General features: G+C 39.2%; 19 protein-coding genes. 11 read left to right on the top strand and 8 right to left on the bottom strand.

Annotated features, from left to right (window positions below):
* The first annotated feature begins 137 nt into the window (after positions 1–137).
* From fumC to FTU64_RS08945, 3 genes are all read left to right on the top strand, one after another.
* Complete coding sequence (gene fumC, locus FTU64_RS08955; protein ID WP_180059609.1) at positions 138–1532, top strand: class II fumarate hydratase; 1395 nt, start codon at positions 138–140, stop codon at positions 1530–1532.
* Between the two features lie 361 nt (positions 1533–1893).
* Positions 1894–2385 (top strand): hypothetical protein, encoded by a 492-nt coding sequence (locus FTU64_RS08950; protein WP_180059608.1) that lies wholly within the window; start codon positions 1894–1896, stop codon positions 2383–2385.
* A gap of 206 nt (positions 2386–2591) precedes the next feature.
* Positions 2592–3194 carry a nitroreductase family protein gene (locus FTU64_RS08945; RefSeq protein WP_180059607.1) on the top strand — a complete coding sequence of 201 codons (603 nt, stop codon included), beginning with the start codon at positions 2592–2594 and terminating at the stop codon, positions 3192–3194.
* A gap of 154 nt (positions 3195–3348) precedes the next feature.
* Here FTU64_RS08945 and FTU64_RS08940 read toward each other — a convergent pair whose 3' ends face one another.
* Positions 3349–5136, bottom strand: coding sequence for an acyl-CoA dehydrogenase (locus FTU64_RS08940; protein WP_180059606.1), 1788 nt, complete (start codon positions 5134–5136; stop codon positions 3349–3351).
* A 122-nt stretch (positions 5137–5258) separates the two neighbouring features.
* Here FTU64_RS08940 and FTU64_RS08935 point away from each other — a divergent pair, with 122 nt between their 5' ends.
* The gene (locus tag FTU64_RS08935) at positions 5259–6245 is read left to right on the top strand and encodes a GlxA family transcriptional regulator (RefSeq protein ID WP_180059605.1); all 987 of its coding nucleotides are present in this window, start codon (positions 5259–5261) and stop codon (positions 6243–6245) included.
* Positions 6246–6252: 7 nt separating this feature from the next.
* Here the strand turns inward: FTU64_RS08935 and FTU64_RS08930 are convergent, their stop codons facing one another.
* The 5 genes from FTU64_RS08930 to FTU64_RS08910 form a co-directional block, all read right to left on the bottom strand.
* Positions 6253–7452 (bottom strand): MFS transporter, encoded by a 1200-nt coding sequence (locus FTU64_RS08930; RefSeq protein WP_180059604.1) that lies wholly within the window; start codon positions 7450–7452, stop codon positions 6253–6255.
* A complete protein-coding gene (locus tag FTU64_RS08925) occupies positions 7436–7882 on the bottom strand; it encodes a MarR family winged helix-turn-helix transcriptional regulator (RefSeq protein ID WP_180059603.1) in 447 nt (148 codons plus the stop codon). Before FTU64_RS08925 ends, FTU64_RS08930 begins: the two co-directional genes overlap by 17 nt.
* Before the next feature lie 190 nt (positions 7883–8072).
* Entirely contained in the window at positions 8073–8846 is a 774-nt protein-coding gene (locus FTU64_RS08920; protein WP_180059602.1) for a DUF805 domain-containing protein, read from the bottom strand.
* 139 nt (positions 8847–8985) lie between these two features.
* Positions 8986–9540 carry a thermonuclease family protein gene (locus FTU64_RS08915; RefSeq protein WP_078190973.1) on the bottom strand — a complete coding sequence of 185 codons (555 nt, stop codon included), beginning with the start codon at positions 9538–9540 and terminating at the stop codon, positions 8986–8988.
* Between the two features lie 217 nt (positions 9541–9757).
* Positions 9758–10675: a LysR family transcriptional regulator gene (locus FTU64_RS08910; RefSeq protein ID WP_180059601.1), complete on the bottom strand. Its 918-nt coding sequence runs from the start codon at positions 10673–10675 to the stop codon at positions 9758–9760.
* A gap of 93 nt (positions 10676–10768) precedes the next feature.
* Between FTU64_RS08910 and FTU64_RS08905 the strand changes: the two genes are divergently transcribed.
* From FTU64_RS08905 to FTU64_RS08885, 5 genes are all read left to right on the top strand, one after another.
* Positions 10769–12010, top strand: a complete 1242-nt coding sequence (locus tag FTU64_RS08905) for an acyl-CoA dehydrogenase family protein (protein WP_180059600.1) — start codon at positions 10769–10771, stop codon at positions 12008–12010.
* Between the two features lie 110 nt (positions 12011–12120).
* Positions 12121–13242 carry a phosphotransferase family protein gene (locus FTU64_RS08900; RefSeq protein WP_168377545.1) on the top strand — a complete coding sequence of 374 codons (1122 nt, stop codon included), beginning with the start codon at positions 12121–12123 and terminating at the stop codon, positions 13240–13242.
* Complete coding sequence (locus FTU64_RS08895; protein ID WP_111884351.1) at positions 13239–13937, top strand: histidine phosphatase family protein; 699 nt, start codon at positions 13239–13241, stop codon at positions 13935–13937. The genes FTU64_RS08900 and FTU64_RS08895 overlap by 4 nt, the downstream gene beginning before the upstream one ends.
* A 19-nt stretch (positions 13938–13956) precedes the next feature.
* Positions 13957–14700 (top strand): SDR family oxidoreductase, encoded by a 744-nt coding sequence (locus tag FTU64_RS08890; RefSeq protein WP_180059599.1) that lies wholly within the window; start codon positions 13957–13959, stop codon positions 14698–14700.
* Positions 14701–14993: 293 nt separating this feature from the next.
* A complete protein-coding gene (locus FTU64_RS08885; RefSeq protein WP_180059598.1) occupies positions 14994–16040 on the top strand; it encodes a fatty acid desaturase in 1047 nt (348 codons plus the stop codon).
* A 64-nt stretch (positions 16041–16104) separates the two neighbouring features.
* Here the strand turns inward: FTU64_RS08885 and FTU64_RS08880 are convergent, their stop codons facing one another.
* Positions 16105–17469, bottom strand: a complete 1365-nt coding sequence (locus tag FTU64_RS08880; protein ID WP_180003714.1) for an alpha/beta fold hydrolase — start codon at positions 17467–17469, stop codon at positions 16105–16107.
* A 218-nt stretch (positions 17470–17687) separates the two neighbouring features.
* On the opposite strand from FTU64_RS08880, the gene FTU64_RS08875 reads away from it, so the two are divergent.
* The gene (locus FTU64_RS08875; RefSeq protein WP_180003712.1) at positions 17688–18404 is read left to right on the top strand and encodes an SGNH/GDSL hydrolase family protein; all 717 of its coding nucleotides are present in this window, start codon (positions 17688–17690) and stop codon (positions 18402–18404) included.
* Positions 18405–18443: 39 nt separating this feature from the next.
* The gene (locus FTU64_RS08870; RefSeq protein ID WP_180003710.1) at positions 18444–19052 is read left to right on the top strand and encodes a uracil-DNA glycosylase family protein; all 609 of its coding nucleotides are present in this window, start codon (positions 18444–18446) and stop codon (positions 19050–19052) included.
* Between the two features lie 107 nt (positions 19053–19159).
* Here FTU64_RS08870 and FTU64_RS08865 read toward each other — a convergent pair whose 3' ends face one another.
* On the bottom strand, positions 19160–19597 hold the full coding sequence (locus FTU64_RS08865) for a hypothetical protein (RefSeq protein ID WP_180003708.1): 438 nt from the start codon (positions 19595–19597) through the stop codon (positions 19160–19162).
* Between the last annotated feature and the right edge of the window lie 82 nt (positions 19598–19679).

Here is a 19679-nt window from a genome sequence, read left to right as displayed (position 1 = left end):
GATTATCAAATAAACCGCTCATAATTGATAATGGTTATTATTTACAAATCTAAGCAAGTTACCTAAACTGTATTTATCAGCAGAGTTTGATTCTGCATAGACGTTCAAGTTTTATAGATAAGGATATGAGGTCATTTATGCAAACACGTATTGAACATGACACAATGGGCGATGTTGAAGTACCTAGCGATGCGATGTGGGGTGCACAAACACAGCGTAGTTTGCAAAACTTTAAAATTGGTGGTGAACGTTTACCACGTCCCATGATTCGTGCAATGGGTCTCGTTAAAAAATCAGCAGCGATTACTAACGCAGCATTGGGTCAAATCCCTCAGGAACTTTCTGGTTATATCGTCAATGCAGCCGAAGAAGTGATCTCAGGGCAGTGGGATGCACAATTTCCACTGGTAGTTTGGCAAACTGGTTCAGGTACGCAAAGTAACATGAACTGTAATGAGGTAATTGCCAATATTGCCAATCAAAAACTGGGTAATCCGTTGGGTTCACAAAAACCTGTCCATCCCAATGATCATGTCAATCGTGCTCAATCGACCAACGATTCATTCCCAACCGCAATTCATGTGGCTGCAAGTCTACAAATCAATGAGCTTTTAATTCCTGCTGTAACGAAACTGCGTAATACTTTAGAAGCGAAATCTAAAGAATTTAAAGATATTGTTAAAATTGGCCGTACACATTTACAGGACGCAACGCCTTTAACATTAGGCCAAGAGTTTAGCGGCTATGTTTCACAGCTCGATCATGGTTTGAAGCGTTTAAATCAAGCTTTAGAAGGACTGTATGAATTACCACTAGGTGGTACAGCGGTCGGTACAGGTCTGAATGCACATCCTGAATATGCTGTAAAAGCAGCAGCAGAACTTGCGAAACAAACGGGTCTGCTATTTGTCACTGCGCCAAATAAATTTGAAGCACTAGCAGGGCGTGATGCAGCTGTATTCGCGTCGGGGGCGTTAAAAACACTTGCTGCAAGTTTAAATAAAATCGCCAATGATGTGCGCTGGTTAGCCAGTGGCCCACGCTGTGGTTTTGGTGAGCTACGTATTCCAGAAAATGAACCAGGCTCAAGCATCATGCCAGGTAAGGTCAATCCAACTCAAAGTGAAGCCATGACAATGGTGGTTGCTCAAGTACTTGGAAATGACACAACCATTAATGTTGCCGGTGCATCGGGTAACTTTGAATTAAACGTGTTTATGCCTGTTATTGCCTTTAACTTATTGCAATCTATTCAACTCCTCGGTGATGCATGTAATAGCTTTAATGACCACTGTGCAGTAGGCATTGAGCCAAACCGTGAAAAAATCGATCATTTCTTACATGATTCATTAATGTTAGTTACGGCACTCAATCCTGTAATTGGTTATGAAAATGCTGCAAAAGTTGCTAAAACTGCATATAAAGAAGGAAAAACCTTAAAACAAGTTGCGGTAGAACTCGGTTTAGTCACTGCAGAGCAATTTGATGAAGTGGTTCGTCCTGAGCAAATGGTTTCACCCAATACCAAATAAATAGTTTTGAGATCATTCAATTAGAGTGTTTGAAAATAATTTGAGAGGCTGACTCATACTCAGCCTCTCTTTTTATTGGATATATGATTGAATTATTTTTCAACTAGTTATTGCCTAACACAGATTCTTTGGATTCATATTCATCTTGAAATGTATGTATAGAAACCAGACGATTTATTAAAAATAGGGGAACGAACAAAATGCAGCAAGGCCGGAGTATGAAGCAAGTAATTCATAGGATTGGGCTTTGAATTCATTGGCACACTTGTTAAAATGCCTTTCTTTTTCTGTTTTCGTTGCTATTTGACATTTGTTTGAATAAATATTTGCAAGACAGTGTTTTATTTAAGGATTTCCCCCAATGCTCACCATCTATTTGACAGATGTCCAAAAGAACGTTCAATTTAAAGACTATCCGGGCGAGCATCCTGTTAAATTTGTTTTGAATTTTAAAAAGATTTTCCCAAGTGTTATGGAGCTTTTGCTACCAGTTTTGCCTGAAAATGAAAATCTAGAAGAAATGAGCTGGGAATCTACTACTACTGATTTTGAAAAATTCAAATTACTACTCAGTGGTTGGGGCGTAATCGAACTACGTTTGAATGCTATTGCCCAATATAAAGACCGTGCTTATGCAGATAACTTGGTAAAAAAAGCACAGCAAAAGCGCAAAGAATATAAAAAAGCACAGTCAAAATTACAAACTGTTGAACTGGATTATCTATTCATGCACGAAGTTCATGGTTTGATTGATGCAGAGTTGGTTGAGCTAGGTGAAAAATTCTATCTACCGACTTTACGTGAGCTTTGGAAAAACAAAGTGTCAGCGAATGTGCTAGAAGCAAAATTCTAAACTTCATAAGGTTTTAGTCGAAAAATCCTCCGCTTAGGAGGATTTTTTATATGTACAGCAGAACTTCAGATTTACTTCGACAAGTGACTGTTTCATAGTGACCCATCAAGCAAGTAAAGCATTCAAAACATTTGGAAAGTCGCGATACTTATCATTCCAAATGTTTCTGACTCATCTGCACATTATATTCTAAAGGACCATTTTATATGTCAAATCAGTTTATTGACCTGATAAGCAAACGTCGCACTATTTATGCTATTGGGGACAATGTAAGCCAAAGCACAGAATATTTAACTGATTTGATCCAAACAGCGATTAAACAAAGCCCGTCTTCATTTAACTCACAATCTTCTCGTGCTGTTATTTTATTTAATGGTGAAAGCGAAAAATTTTGGGGCTTAGTCGCTGACAAATTAAAATCTTATGCAAAAGATGAAGAAAGTGCTGCGAAGACCACGGCTAAAATGGCAAGTTTTGCAGCAGGTTTGGGTACGGTTCTGTTCTTTGAAGATTTGGATGTGGTCAGTGGTCTACAAGCACAGTTTCCTTCTTATGCAGAAAACTTTCCGATTTGGGCAGAGCATTCAACTGCCATTGCCCAATTTGCGACTTGGACCGCATTGCACACCGAAGGTTTAGGCGCATCATTACAGCATTACAACCCAATTGTGGATGAACAAGCGCATGCTGAATGGGACATTCCTGCGCATTGGAAACTTCGTGCTCAATTGGTTTTTGGTTCAGTGGAAGGTGAAGCGAAAGAAAAAGGCTATATGGATGATGCAGCTCGTTTTAAAGTCTTCCAATAATTTCGGTGTATAGCACTCAATTTTATAAAAAAGGCACGAAAACTAAATTCCTTTTTTTATTGCGGTTTTATTGAAATAGATAGGGTTGGACAAGATTTTCATCCGTGAAAACCTTGTCCAGATTAGCCCATTGAGGACTGAGCTAAACAAGTGGCTAGAACCAACTTTCTTGCATGTTGAGGCAAGTATCATCAAGTTCTAGCAATAACTTGGCTTGGTGCTCTATTTCAGGTAATTCCCAGCGGATAAAATATTGCGCGGCTTGTAATTTACCGGCTAAGAATTGTTGATCTTCAGCTAAATCTGAATGTTCAAATTTCACAAGAGCTTGATTAGCCATTTCAAGCCATAGCCATGAAATGATGACTTTGCCCATCATGTCTAGATACAAGGCAGAATTACCCAGTACCTGATCGACACGACCTTGTGCGAGGACTTGTCCCAAACTTTGTGTGGTTTTCTTCACCGTGTTTAAATGCCCTGAAAAAATCGCTGCAAGCGCTTCCGTTTTTGGATGTTGAGCTTGATCAATCGTATTTTGCATACGTTGTAATAACAGCATCAAACCTCTGCTGTTGTGCTGCCAAAGCTTACGACCCAACAAATCCAAAGATTGAATACCAAATGTACCTTCATGGATCGGATTTAAGCGGTTGTCGCGATAGCATTGTTCAAGTGGATATTCGCGGGTATAGCCAGCGCCACCTAAAACTTGAATGGCTAAATCATTGGCTTTTGGTCCATAGGCGGAAGGGAATGATTTGACGACAGGGATAATCAAATCTAATAACAACGCGCTGTCTTCATTGTTAGCGGCTTGATGTTCATCAATTAATCGTGCAGCAAATAGGCATAATGCGAGTGCGCCTTCCACATAGGATTTTTGTGCCAAAAGCATCCGTTTAACATCTGTATGTTGAATAATATTGACAGGTTTTGAGGCAGGATTTTTATCTGATACTAAGCGACCTTGTGGACGGTTTTTGGCATATTCGAGTGACTCTAAATAGCCACGGTATCCAATCATGGCTGCACCTAAGCCGACACCGACTCGTGCTTCATTCATCATCTTAAACATATATTTAAGACCAGCACCTGCTTCACCAATCAGATAGCCTGTACATTGGTCTTTTTCACCAAAGCTCAGTACTGTCGATGTTGTACCTCTGTAGCCCATTTTATGTAATAAGCCAGCCAGTTGAACGTCATTGGCGCCTGCAAGTGAACCATCGCTCAGGGTTTTAAACTTCGGAACAATAAACAGAGATATACCTTTTACGCCCTGAGGTGCGTCTTGGATGCGAGCAAGGACCAAATGCACGATATTTTCAGTGATGTCTTGGTCACCCCCTGAAATAAACATCTTTTGGCCTTTGATGAGGTATGTTCCATCGGCTTGTGGCATGGCTTTTGTGGTCAAATCACCTAAAGATGAACCCACATCAGGTTCAGTCATGGCCATCGTTCCTGCAAAGCGACCACTGAACATATGCGGTACAAACCTATCTTTTTGTTCAGTCGTACCGAAAGCTTGAATCACATTTGCAGCCGCAGCGGTTAGAAATGAATAAGCCACTGATGAAGGATTTGCTGACATGAAATAAGCATTTGCAGCCATGTTGATCAAAGTCGGAAGTTGCATACCGCCTGCATCATAATCATGCTGCGCACAAAGCAAGCCGGCATCTGCAAATTGCTTCCATGCCGTTTTGACTTCTGCAATGGTTTTAACCTGTTGACCATCAAAGGTTGGTTCGTTTTGATCGGCTGTTGCGTTATGGGGTGCAAAAAAGTCTTGAGCAATACCTCGTGCAGTTTCTAGGATGCTTTTGAAGGTTTCAGCATCATGCTCAGCAAAACGTGGGTAATGCGTTAAGTCTTGCGCTTTAAACACGTCAAATAGCAAAAAATTTAAATCTTTGTCATTGATTAACTGCGCCATTGATCAATCTCTAATCGGGTCGAATTTTATGGCTTAAGCCTAGCAGTTGATTTTTAGATATAGAATTGTCAATAATGACACTTAATAAGTCAAAAATGACATTTTGATAATTTGAACTTTAAATGAAGAAAATCATAATTTTAGCATTTGATGGTGCTTTGGCTTCTGCGATTACTGGGGTTGTTGATCTCTTTGCAATGGCGGGAGTCAGTTGGAACCGGATTCAAAAACAAAATGTGCAGCGGCTATTTCAGGTTAAAATTGCCTCACAACATGGTCAAGCTGTGCAATGTATTAATGGCATCAAGCTTTATGCAGATTTAGCATTTTCTGAAATAACAGATGCAGATATCATCATTGTTCCAACGATAGGCGCGGCGATTTTAGATGTTTTAGCGCAAAATTCAGCGCTGATCGAGTTATTAAAAACTCGGCAATTGCAGAGCGGACTGATCGCAGGAAATTGTACGGGTAATTTTTTTCTGGCGGAAGCAGGGCTTTTAGATGGTAAGCAGGCAACGACGCATTGGGGCTTTCAGCAAATGTTTAGTGAACGCTATCCTTTGGTGAAACTGAATGCAGATCAGCTCATTAGCCATGATCAAAATATTTACTGTGCTGGAGGTGGCTTAGCATGGTTTGATTTGGGACTGCACCTAATCGAACGTTTTTATGGTTTTGAAACGGCAATCCATACGGCAAAATCATTTGTACTGGATTATCGTCGTGATAGTCAGTTGTCCTATTCATTATTGAAAATATCTAAACCGCATCAGGATGGTTTGGTGCAAAAAGTTCAAGATTGGTTAGAACAGCATTATCATGAAAATATTGTCTTAGATGAACTTGCGGCGCAGTTTAATGTGACAACGAGGACATTGATTCGACATTTTAAAACGGCTTTGGATATTCCTCCCAATCAATACTTACAATCAATACGGATAGAAGCTGCACGAAAGCGTTTAGAAGAAACGGGACACGCATTAGATCTGATTATGCGAGAGGTCGGCTATAGTGACCCAAGCTCATTTCGACGGTTATTTCAAAAAAAAACGGGGCTGAGCCCCTTAGAATATCGTCGACGTTTCAGCCGACGATTTGATGTTTAAATACAGTTTAAGCGGTTCGAACGGCATAACGACCATGTAAAATGTAGTAGGTACCAATACATGCAAAGGCAGCAAATGCGCTATACAAATACAATTGTGAGTAACCAATATGGTCGAGCAATTTACCGATAAAGTATGGCCCAAAGCCTAAACCGGCATCTAAAAAGATAAAGAAAGTCGAAGTGGCAAAGCCCATACGTTCAAGCGGTGCACTTTTCACGGCAACTGTTTGGCAGACCGACTGAATATTGCCATAACCGAGTCCAAGTAGGCCTGCACAAAGTAAAAGCATCCATGAACTCTGAGTGATGCTGAGTAATACCAATGCCACGCCCATAATCACAAAAGCAGGGTAGATCACTACATTTTCACCTTTACGGTCCATCAACGGGCCTGTAAATGGGCGAGAAATTAAAATCGCAATGGCATACATCAAAAAGAAAAACGAGGCTGTTTCAACCAAATCGATTTCTTTGGCATAGAAGTTAATGAAAGACAATACGCCTGAATAGCAGATTGAAGCGAAAAGCATGATGAACGATATCGGTAATGCTTTAGGTTCTACAAATTGAGCAATCCAACTCGGTTTTTTGACAGCTTCAACAGTATCGAGGGATTTATTGATTTTGGGTAAATCGGGCACTTGAATCAGCAAGGCAACCAATAGGCAGCTCAATGCGATAATCGTAGAAACGATAAAAATCGCGTGATAACCAATGTGTAACATCATCCAAATGGCAAGAAATGGCCCAATAGCTGTACCTAAAGTACTACTCATGCTGTAGTAGCCAATGCCTTCACCGCGACGTGTCGCTGGTAAGATTTGAGCAATTAAGGTACCCAGCACTGTTGATGCCATACCCATCATAAAGCCATGCATAAAGCGTATGAAAAGCAACATGCCGACGCCAAACTGAATGAAGTAAAAACCAGAAAAGACTAAAAAGCCAATTAAACCAACGATCAGTGTTGTTTTACGACCAAAACGTTCTAGGAACTTACCCACCAATAAACGCCCGACCAATGTGCCGACAATGAACAAGCCTGAAACTAAACCTGCTTGGGCTGTAGTCGCACCCAATTCAGCCACCGCATAGCCCACGATCACCACAACCAAGAGATAAAAGGTTAAAACCAATTGGAAGTTAATGGCGCTGACTAAAATAAAATTTCGAGTCCAAAGTGGTGCTTTATCTTGCATGATCATCACCTACATTTCTGTGTTCAAGTTCTTGCATGACACGGTGTAAAATTTGAATGGAGTGTTGGATATCTTGGCTAGCTAATGGCGCGATCAGGCGCTGCTCAAAGGCATCTATGTCTTTTGCACATTGCTGAAATAACTCACGTCCAGTCTCGCTGAGCATCATTTTCTTTTGACGTTTATCGTCAGTTTGCACATGTGCCAAAATATCCATCTGTGCAAGAATTTTGACTCGCTTTGTGATAGATGGCTTGGATACGTTTAAATATTCCGCCATTTCAATAGATGTACAAGCGGTTTTTTCACGGATGACAAACATGACTTGCCAAAGCGAATAGTTCAATTGATAGGGCAATAAAATCGTGTTGATTTCATCACTCATCAAACGCGCACAGCGTAGAAGTGAAGAGCGGAAACCTAATGTGGAATTCATGATAGTTAACTAGGGTAACTAAATTATCGCAACTTTATGCCTTATTTATTTTGAATTCAAGTGAACAACTCAAAGCATAAAAAACAGGTATAAAAAAACCTGTGCGCACACAGGTTTTTTTGCATAACATTTCATTTAAAGCTTATCGTTCAATGTATATCATTGAATTGATACCTTAAACAATACGTGTTTATTCTACAGAAGCTTCTGCAGCTGCAATTGCAGCATCTTCCGCTGAACTGTCTGCATTTTCTGAAATTTCTACACTTTCACCATCTGCATAAGCAAGTTCTTCACCTTCTGATTCAGCTTGCTCTAAATAAGCCGCAATTTGTTCATCCGTTAATTCAGGTTCACTATCAGACATCATCGCTTGTTCTTGTAATTGCGCTTGTTCTAAATTGTTCATCATACTTTGCATATTGAACATCAATGGGATCATGACCAATAAATAAACAATCATCAGGATTAGATACAATGACCCAATAACTTTCTCTGTTTGTTCCGTTGGACGTTTTATGCCATATTTATTTTCACCTTCAGTGCCTTTTGAAGCCATCACATAAATGCTAAAGATGGTTCCGACCAGTGGGATGAGAAAAATTAAACAGAGCCAACCGCTTTTATTTAGATCATGTAAACGACGAATCGTAATGCAGATCATTGCGACAAACATTGCAACGATGGAAACGACAATCAGAGCGATCGCACTGAGTCCTAAGAATGAATTAAAAAGTGCATCAATACTACGTTCTGCTGAATTGAAAAATGCAAAAAGACCCAGCGCGACGCTGATGCCCAATAGGCAGGTATAAATCATACTAATGATAAATAACCACGCTAAATAAGACATGCGGCCAAAACGTCCCTCAGGAGACAGGGGATGATCGGCTTTTTGAATTTGAGGCTGAATATTTTGATCTTGTTGAAACGGATTCAATTCGCTTGAAGTAAGTTCAGTCATTATTATTCCAATTTTAATTATCTAATTTATTTTCTATGCCCAAAAGGGCAGCATTATTGTATAGCGAAGTAAAAAAAGGTCAAATATTAGACATGGCTAAGTCATCAAATATTCCTTAGCCATGCTGTAATGTGGTCTGTTATTTATGTAATTTACGATACTCTTTAGGGCGCATTGGACGACTGGCTTTCCACAAACCTTTCTTTTGTTTACGTGCTTTGCTTTGTAAATTCATCATATAGTTCAAATGCTTTTGGTCACGGATGTATTCTTCATATACCCATGCAGCCCCACGTTTTACCATCTCTTCATTCATACATTTACGGTAGCGATAAATAACCCCAACGCAGCGGCCATAACGGTCTACATCAGTTATTTTTACGCGGACAAATTTCTTATAAACCATGGATTTGATCAGGCGGGCTGACTCTTTACCGTAGGCTTGTGTCGATTCTGGCGCATCCACATAAGCAAAGCGAAGTTTGGTTTTAGAACGTCTTAGATTCATCCGATAACAGGTGAGGGTATCGCCATCACTAATATCGGATACACGGCAGAGGTAAGATTTTCCTTTCTTAAAAGGCTGGAAAAAATCCTTTAAGAATATAGTGACTTTATAGAGAACATAGACTGTGATCAGGCACAGTACTGCACCTAACGCCATGAGCCAATTCGCGGAGAGATTTGAAAGCATACAAAATGATATGAACGAGCTCATATCGCATAAAAACAGGAATTTAGATTTTATAAGAACTCATAATTTATGGCTGTCGAATAAACCGACGGTCAGTTAAAAATACCTTAAATAATCAGTATTTGATCTATAAATATACAGCAAGTTTCATCACGCAGAATTAAATCTAAATCCATGTAAATAGCCTAAGCAAAGTGATATCTCATTTAAAAATAGCCTAAGCAAAAATTTTAGAAATTTGGCTTCGCAAAAAAACATGCCGTGAATTTAATTCCAAATCATTATGCCAATACATCCCTAGTTTAATTTTCGGCAAGTCTACAGGTACATCAAAAATATTCAGTTCGGGAGCAACCTGTAAATGCGTCAAAATATTTTGCGGAATCGTTAATATTGCCTTGGGTTGCTGTGCCAAAATTTGTAGCGCAGTAGAGTAATGCTGACAGCGTAAAAAAATCTCTCTAGAGTGTTTTTTACGATTTAAATAAATATCCTCGACTAATACACCTGCACGTCGGGAAGAAACCCCAATGTGAGGAGCAGAAAGATAAATAGATTCATCCATCTTAGGATGTTGACTACAAACCACGAATTGGTCTTCAACCAAGGTTTGAAAATTTATTTTTTCACCAAAGTTTTGCTCAAGGTCAATCGCAAAATCGATTTGCTGTGCAGCAAGATCAGCCACAATGGTTTTACGGTCTAATTTAATACTGGAAAATTGGATCTGAAACTGCTGCTGTTGAAAGTGTTCAACTAACTTAGGAAAAATAATCGGTTCAATTTCATCATGTACCGCAATTTTTAGGCTCTGCACCATCGACGGAGTAAATTGTTGTTTTTGGATAGAAATGCTTTGAATCGCAATAAGCGCATTTTTAATTACTGGATAGATCTGCTCGGCAAATGGGGTCGGAAGCATTTTCGCCCCAGCACGTACAAATAAGTCATCTTGTAAATGTTGTCTTAAACGTTGAAGTGCATGACTCGCTGCAGACTGAGTAATACACAAAATTTGTGCTGCTTTTGAAATGCTTTTTTGTTCATAAATTGCGATATAAAGTGGATATAAATTGATATCCATACGGTGAAACACACCCATATCGATGACGGTGTTTTTATGAATACTATTCATGTTCATCTATTGAATTAAATCATTTTGTTCATATTAGATTTCAGGTTATGGTGTTGTAAAGCGTAAAGAACATAATGTTTAAAGGATGTTGTCATGTTTGAACTTTCAGCACGTGCACAAGATTATATTGAAAGAACAAAAAAGTTTATTAAAGATGAAATTGAGCCTGTAGAAACTGAGTTTTGGGCAGAAGTTCATGAGTTGAACCAAGGTGGTGATTGGACCAAATGGCAATGGCCGGCACAGTTAGAGGTTTTAAAGGATAAAGCCAAAGCTGCAGGCTTATGGAATATGTTCTTACCTTGTCCTGAACTTGGGCAAGGCTTATCTGTACAAGAATATGCACACATCGCAGAACTTTCAGGCCGTAGCTTACTTGCACCCACGGTATTCAATTGTAATGCACCAGACAGCGGCAATATGGAAGTGATTTGGCGCTATGGTACGGAACAACAAAAGCAGCAGTGGTTAACACCATTACTAGAAGGCAAAATCCGTTCGGTGTTTTGCATGACAGAACCTGCTGTTGCTTCAAGTGATGCCACCAATATGGAAGCAACAGCTGTCGTTGAAGGCGACGAAATTGTGTTGAATGGCCGTAAATGGTGGTCTTCAGGTTTAGGTGATCCTAATGCTAAAATCATTATTTTTATGGCACATACACCAGATGAAAGCAAAGACCGTCATCATCAGCATTCTATGGTTTTAGTACCAGTTGAAACTGCTGGAGTGAAAATCGAACGTATGCTTCCAGTCTTTGGTGATTATGATGCACCTCATGGACATGGAGAAATTAGCTTCACAAATGTACGTGTTCCTGTTGCAAACTTTATTGGCGGCGCTGGTCAAGGTTTTGAAATTGCACAAGGTCGCTTAGGCCCAGGCCGTATTCATCACTGTATGCGGTGTATTGGTGCAGCTGAAAAATCGCTAGAACTGATGATTGACCGTGGTATGAGCCGTACTGCTTTTGGTAAAGAAATTTTAAAACTCGGTGGCAATTTAGAGCGTGTTGCAGAAGCACGTGTTGCGATCGATCAAGCACGTTTACTGACCCTCTATGCAGCATATAAAATGGATACTCTAGGGAATATGGCTGCATTAACCGAGATTTCGGCAATTAAAGTGGTTGCGCCAAGTGTCTTAGAAAAAGTCGTTGATATGGCGATTCAAATCCACGGTGGTGCTGGGGTTTCTCGAGATACACCGCTCACAGGTTTCTTTGCGCAAGCACGTTCACTGCGTCTAGCTGATGGCCCTGATGAAGTGCATAAAGGCATGATTGCAAAATTAGAGTTGGCAAAGCGCGGTTACAACAGCCGCAGTAAAAAATAAACAAGTTGTAGTCACATATTTGGCATGGCAACCCTGAGTTGTCCATGCTATAAAACTATAGAAAATTATATTTTTATCATCATGATAGATTCAAGTTTAGGAAGAAAAGCATGTCAGTGATCGATGTAGGCGGTTCAGTTCGTGAGGGTGAAGAACTGGATGTACGTGCCGTAGGCAATTGGTTGATTGAACATGGCGTTGAAATAGAAGGGCCTGTTGAAGTCACTCAATATTCAGGTGGCGCATCAAATTGGACTTATCGCTTAAAATACGACAATGCTGATTTAATCTTACGTCGTCCACCGAAAGGTACCAAAGCCAAGTCTGCACATGATATGGCACGTGAATTTAACGTACAGAAAGCATTATCTGAATTTTATCCTGTACTCCCTGAAATGGTGGCGCTATGTCAGGATGAATCAGTTATTGGCTGTGATTTCTACGTGATGAAGCGCGTAGAAGGCATCATTCCACGTGCAAACTTACCCAAAGAATTAAATTTTGATGAAAGCCAAGTTCGAGCGTTATGTACCAACGTCATCGACAAGTTAATTGAACTGCATCAAGTGCCATATGAAGGCACAGCTTTAGAAAAAATAGGCAAGGGCGACGGCTACTGTCGTCGTCAAGTGGAAGGTTGGGACGCACGCTATGAAAAAGCCAAAACCTTAAATGTTCCTTCTTTTAAATATGTCCGTAATTGGCTCAAAGACAATATTCCTGCTGACTCTAAAACCTGTGTAATTCATAACGATTGGCGTTTTGACAACGTCATTTTAGATCCAAATGATCCTACCCAAGTGATTGGCGTATTGGATTGGGAAATGGCAACGCTTGGCGATCCACTGATGGACTTAGGTTCAGCTTTAGCGTATTGGGTTGAAAGTGGCGATAACGCAATTTTTAAAGCGACTCGACGCCAGCCGACTAACTTGAAAGGTATGTTTAGTCGTAAAGAAGTCGTTGAATATTACTTAGAAAAAACTGGTCTACAAACAGACAACTGGACATTTTATGAAGTGTTCGGCATTTTCCGTTTAGCCGTGATCGCACAGCAAATTTATTACCGCTTTTACCACAAACAAACCAATAATCCGGCATTCAAAGATTTTTGGATTGTGATCCATGCTTTACATATTCGTGCCTTAAAACTTATCGGTTTGCAAAAACTTGAAGCCAATGATGTGGCACAAAAATATATTGAAAAAATGAAGGATATTTTAGGGAAATGACCACGATATATTTAATTCGGCACGGTCAGGCTTCTTTTGGTGCAGAAAGCTATGACAAGCTTTCTCCCAATGGTGAGCTACAGGCTAAGGTGCTGGGACAGTATTTCGACCGTATTTTAAAAGAAAGTCCTTATGTGGTTGCAGGCTCCATGCAACGTCATCAACAAACAGCCAATCTTGCATTGGCTGAATGCTTTCCAGAAGCACAAGTTGATACAGATAACGCGTGGAATGAATTTAATCATCAGCAAGTTTTTGCTCAATATGAACCTCGATTTAACCAACCGCATTTATTAAAAGAAGATGTATCTAAGCATGAAAACCCGCGTGCTTATTTATCTAAAATTTTTGAAGGTGCCATTGAACGTTGGACAGGCGGAGAATTTCATCATGAATACGATGAATCTTGGCCACATTTTAAAAATCGAGTCGAAACAGCGCTAGAAAAGTTATGCACTCAACTGGCTGAAACCAAACCGCGTTATGCCGTTGTGTTTAGTTCAGGTGGAGTGATCTCCGTTGCAGTCGGTAAAATTTTAGGGCTGAGTCCTGAAAAAACATTTGCACTTAATTGGGCCATTGCCAATACCAGTATGACAACACTGCGTTTGGTTGGAAATGAACCGCAATTACTCAGTTTAAATGAACATCATTTTATAAAAGCAGTTGATCCAAATTTATTGACTTGGATCTAAGATAAACAAAGGAATTATCATGGCTAAAACAATTTTAATTACAGGTGCAAGCTCAGGGATTGGTGCAGGAATGGCACGCGAGTTTGCACAAAAAGGCTACAACTTAGCCATTTGTGCACGTCGTTTAGAGCGTCTAGAAACGCTAAAAAATGAACTGGAAAGCCAATATGGCATCAAAGTGATTGCGAAAACCCTCGATGTCACAAATTACGATCAAGTGTTTGAAGTGTTCCGTGCCTTTAAAGCAGATTTTGGCAGTATTGACCGTGTTATTGTCAACGCAGGTGTCGGTGAAGGTCGTCGTATTGGTAAAGGTAATTTTGAAATTAACCGCGCCACAGTTGAAACTAACTTTATCTCTGCTTTGGCGCAATGCGAAGCTGCGGTTGAAATTTTCCGTAGCCAAAATGCAGGGCATTTGGTTGTGATTTCGTCGATGAGTGCTATGCGTGGTATGCCTAAACATTTAACGGCTTATGGTGCAAGTAAAGCAGGTGTTGCTGCTCTAGCTGAAGGTATTCGTGCAGAGCTGATTGATACCCCAATTAAAGTGACGACTATTTTCCCTGGTTATATTCGTACGGAGATCAATGAAGGTGCGAAAAAACTGCCATTTGAAGTCGATGAAAAAACTGGTTCACATCTTTTAGCAAAAGCCATTGAGAAAGCACCAATTAAAGCTTATGTACCACAATGGCCTTGGTTGCCTTTAGGTCTTGCGATGAAAGTATTGCCGTTGAAGATCGTGAATAAATTGGGTTAAACCTTTATGTAATAAAAAAGCTCCAATATTGGGGCTTTTTTATTCTCAAATGATATTCACAACCTTCTGAAGGTTAAAATGAATACAGAAAACCTGTGATGAAAAGACAGTAAAAGCAGCCGATTTTGCAAAGAAAAAATGGAGTAATTACTCAGATTATTTATAAATAAGATATTGAAAATAAATAAAATGTTGAATATTTGAACAGACGATGATTTGTACTCAAAATAGCGATTTCCTTTTTTTTAATTTGCTTTAATGTACAACTGTTCATTAATTTTTAGGTTTGTACTATGTCTATGTCTTCCGATATGACAGATCAACAGCGAATTAACAAAGTCAGAACTGTCGTAACGAAAGCTGGTGAAGACTTACGTCAGCAATATCCCATTTTAAAACATCAAAACTTTATAGGCGCAGCCATCCTTTTTTTTGCGCTACTAGGAATGTTGGGTTCAGCTTGGGCGTTTGCTGTTGGCATTTTACCGGCATGGGCTTGTGTGATTTTGGTGGCGATGTTTGCTTCACTGACACATGAATTAGAACATGACCTGATTCATTATATGTACTTTAAAAAGACGCCGTGGGCTCACCATCTCATGTTGGCCTTGGTGTGGTTAGCACGTCCGAATACCATTAGTCCTTGGGCACGTCGTCGTTTGCATCTCAACCACCATAAATATTCAGGTTCAGAATACGATTTGGAAGAACGGGGCATTAGTAATGGCATGCCGTGGGGTTTACGTCGTATATTGGTCATGAGCGATCAATTGATGACGGTGTATTTGCGCCCATTTCAAATGTTTAAAATGATTAGTCAATTCATTGAAAAACAACCTGAAAAAGAACGTAAAACGGCATTGTTCTCTCAACTGACTGGATTTTTTCCTTTAAGTTTTGTTTATTACGGCATTTGGTATGTATTTGTCATTTATCATGTGGTGAATGGTATTGCTCCGATGTTAGGGCAAAGTATTAGTTGGTCAGTCAATTTAGTGAAGTTAATTCCAACGATTAATTTTCTAGCTGTGATTTGGATTATTCCGAACTTTATACGTTCTTTCTGCTTACAATTTATCAGCTCAAATATGCATTATTATGGTGATATTGACCCACGCGATGTCATTAAACAAACTCAGGTGTTAAATCCGTGGTGGTTGTTCCCAATGCAATTGTTTTGCTTTAACTTTGGTTCGACCCATGCCATCCACCATTTTGTGGTCAAAGAGCCGTTTTATATTCGTCACCTAACTGCAAAAACGGCACACCAAGTCATGCGTGAAGTTGGTGTACGTTTCAATGATTTTGGAACCTTTAAACGCATAAATCGCTGGAATTAAATCAGTACTAGCTTCAAAAAAATCCCTCAATTGAGGGATTTTTTATGATCTAAACGTTTATAAATTACTTTTGCGCAAAAAAATGTTTGAGCGCATCTTGTAAGGCAACTTGCCATACCGCGTAGGAATGTCCGCCGATATATGATTGGTAATGCACATCATGACCTTTATTTTTTAAGTCGGCTGCAACAATAGGCGAAGTCTCTAAAATACTCAGTTCATTATTATTGCGTGAGCTTTCATAAATATTGGCAGTAATAAACCAATGCTGTTTAGGTTGTGAGGTTTTATCACGAATGATTTTACTCATGCCATTGGGGAGGTCTGTCGCCGCATTTTGCCACCAAAATGATCCAGATAACGGTACGACATGACTAATTTGATTTGGATTTTCTAAGGCTAAATAAGCTGAACTTAAACCACCAAGGCTTGACCCGAGCAAAACCGTTTTTTTCGAATCGACTTTTGCAGGTGCATTTTTTTGAATCCAAGGCATCAATTCAGCACTAAAAAATGCTGAAAATTTTATATTTGGTGTTAATTCTTTAGGTCGTTCCTGATCGTTCGGTGGAGAAACAAAAATGGCTTGAATTGATGGCAATTGACCTAGTTCAACTAAAATGTCTAATGCCTTTGGAACATTCAGTAATTCATTATATTGCTGACCATCAAAAAATATAGCGGTGATATAACTCTGGTTTTTCTTGGCTTTAGATTGGTAAATTTGGATTTTACGTGAGTTATTCAAAATTTTGCTATCTAGAGCAAACTCTTGTAATTTGGGCTGTTTAACATTTAGATATTGTTTTGGATCAATAAAAGGCGGGGCATCTTTAAGGGCCACAAAATTTTCATTACGCAAGCCTGATGTGTCATCACTTGCGAGATAAGTGTTTTTGTTGAAAGGATCGATGCGTTGTACCTGTATCACAGCACGGCGCTGTGTTCTTGATTCTTTAAGTTTTGGATTCAGATGCGGACAATAATTTGACAGATAACCTTCTAAGTTCGGTAAATCGACAGCAAAGCTATAACTGCCAATGTAACGATGATCAATAATCGATTCTTTAAACCAAATATCGGTATTTGGTAGGCGCGTCAGCCATTCATGGTCATTACTAGGGCCACCAATAAGGCGAACATTATGCTGCGCACCTTTCCATAAAAAAATTATACGGTCATGTTTTTCATCATGGTTTTCAATGATTGGTGTACCCATAGGCTCTACACGCTTCCAAAAATCTTCAAGTATTTGAGCATGTTGTTTTGGATTTTGATTTAACTGATGCTGTAGGTTTAATAATATTTGGCTTTGCGCTTTGACATCTTCACATGCAGCAGCATAGGGGAAATGTTTTTTTTCTGTTGTATCGGTTAAAGCGGGTGAATTTTGAGTTTGGGCAAAAGCAGAAGAAACAGCAACGCTCATAGAGCAAGCTAAAAAAAGTGGGGAAAGTTTTTTCATTGAAATAATAAAATAGGTAGGATGAAAACCAATAAATGATAATCATTATTAATATAAATAACTAGCAATATGCCACTTTTAACAAAAGAAAACGTAGAAAAATTACAATAGAGTCAATGCTTTGTTTCTTAAACTATTTAAAATAATGAAGACGACAAGCTTTAAATCATTACCCAAATATTATGCTACTCAAAGTATCAACACTGCTGCTGTTACCTGCGTTACTGATCCAAGGTTACCGTGTGAAAAAAAATACCCCACGTTTAGCAGAACCGATGGGAGAACGTTGTGGGATGAGTGGTAAGGGTAATCGACCATTATCGCTATTAATACTAGGTGATTCAGCAGCAGCAGGTGTCGGCGTCGAGCATCAGTCAGATGCGCTATTGGGACAATTGCTTAAAATTTTATCGCCTGATTATCAAGTTCACTTTTGCCTTGAAGCCACAACGGGGCATAACAGCCAGCAAATCATCAATGCTTTGGACAATGTCACTATGCAGAACTTTGATGTCGTGATCAGCTCTGTTGGTGTCAATGATGTCACAGCTTTAAAACAGCCAGACCAATGGTTGAAGCTCCAGCAGCGTTTATATCAAGCTGTCGAGGAAAGGTTTCATCCACAGCTATTGATCATTTCAGGTGTGCCACCAATGAATGAGTTTCCAGCTTTACCGTTTCCATTGTCATGGTTGTTTGGACAATATTCGCAAAAGATGAATGCGCTGTTAAAAAATTATGTTAATACTCAAGCGAATATGAGATTAATTCAATACGATTTACACGAGTATCGTGAAAAAAAATTAAAAATGGCCAAAGACGGCTTTCACCCGAGTAAAGAAATTTATCAGTTATGGGCTGAAAAAATAGCGAAACATATCACTGAACAATTTTCATAGATAATATATGATTCAATCACTTGGTGAAGTTACATCTATATGAGTAAAGATATTTCAGACGCAAATCCGCAAATCGAAACACATCCTTTAGCGCCATTTTTGCCATCAAATGGGAAACTCTTGATGCTAGGGAGTTTTCCTCCACCCAAAACACGCTGGAAGATGGATTTTTATTATCCAAATTTCCAAAATGACATGTGGAAAATCTTTGGCCTATGTTTTTTTCAGGATAAAAATCATTTTCTCAATGTAGAGAGCAAGACTTTTAAAGAACAGCTCATTCGAGATTTTTTAAATGAAAAAGGTATAGGCATTTTTGATACGGCCTATCAAGTGATTCGTTTGAAAGGCAATGCATCAGACAAGTTTTTACAGATCTATCAGCCAACCGACATTGCGAAGCTGCTTACACAGATGCCGAATTGCCACAGTATTATGACGACGGGAGACAAGGCGACTGATACTTTGATGCTCTCGATGCCAGAAAATACTGAAAAACCACACATTGGGCATGCTGTTCGTACCGAATTTGCAGGCAGAGATTTGACTTTATACCGTATGCCGTCATCATCTAGAGCTTATCCACTAGCATTGGAAAAAAAAGCCGAAGCCTACCAAAGCTTATTTAAAGATATAGGCTTCCTTTAAGTAAGTTTTCGAATTTATGAAATGCCTTGAATAAAATTTCTTATTTAAACAGGCAAACATTCAATGATTAAAACGTGGCATCTTAATAATGGATAAACATCAACTTCTTAGCCATCATATTCAACATAATCCCAAAGGTTTAATCGCGCTTTAATTTCTTTGCGAATATTCGGCAGCATAGGCAGTAAAGTGCCATCGATCCATAAACTCAGTGCCTGGGATGAAACTTTTTTGTTTGCATCATCTAAAATTTGTGCGCCTTTCACGATCACCAAAGTTTCTTCGCTAGCTGCAGTTTCAATGCCTTTAAATAAAAGCTGTAATTCATGACCTGTATCTTGGATTAACCATTCCAACTCAATTTGTATATTGTGATTAGATTTAAGTACAGCTTGGCCTTCAATCATTTCATTGTCAGATAAGCAGTCATGCTCAACCCGCACTTTCGACAAAAACCATTCTTGATGACCAAGGTCAGAGAGCGTTGTAAAAGGCGTTAAAATATCACTTAAATTAAATTGGCGGCTTAAATCAAAAAATTGCATTAGAAAACTTTAGGAGGAGATAAAACAAAATAAGAGGTGGATGTTAAAGCATCATCAAGTGTGAGTAAAACCTTTGCTTTTA

Source organism: Acinetobacter sp. YH12128 (genome assembly GCF_013418655.1).
Lineage (GTDB): Bacteria > Pseudomonadota > Gammaproteobacteria > Pseudomonadales > Moraxellaceae > Acinetobacter > Acinetobacter amyesii.
The sequence above is the reverse complement of the archived record's forward strand: the minus strand, read 5'-3'. Positions and strand labels throughout refer to the sequence as shown.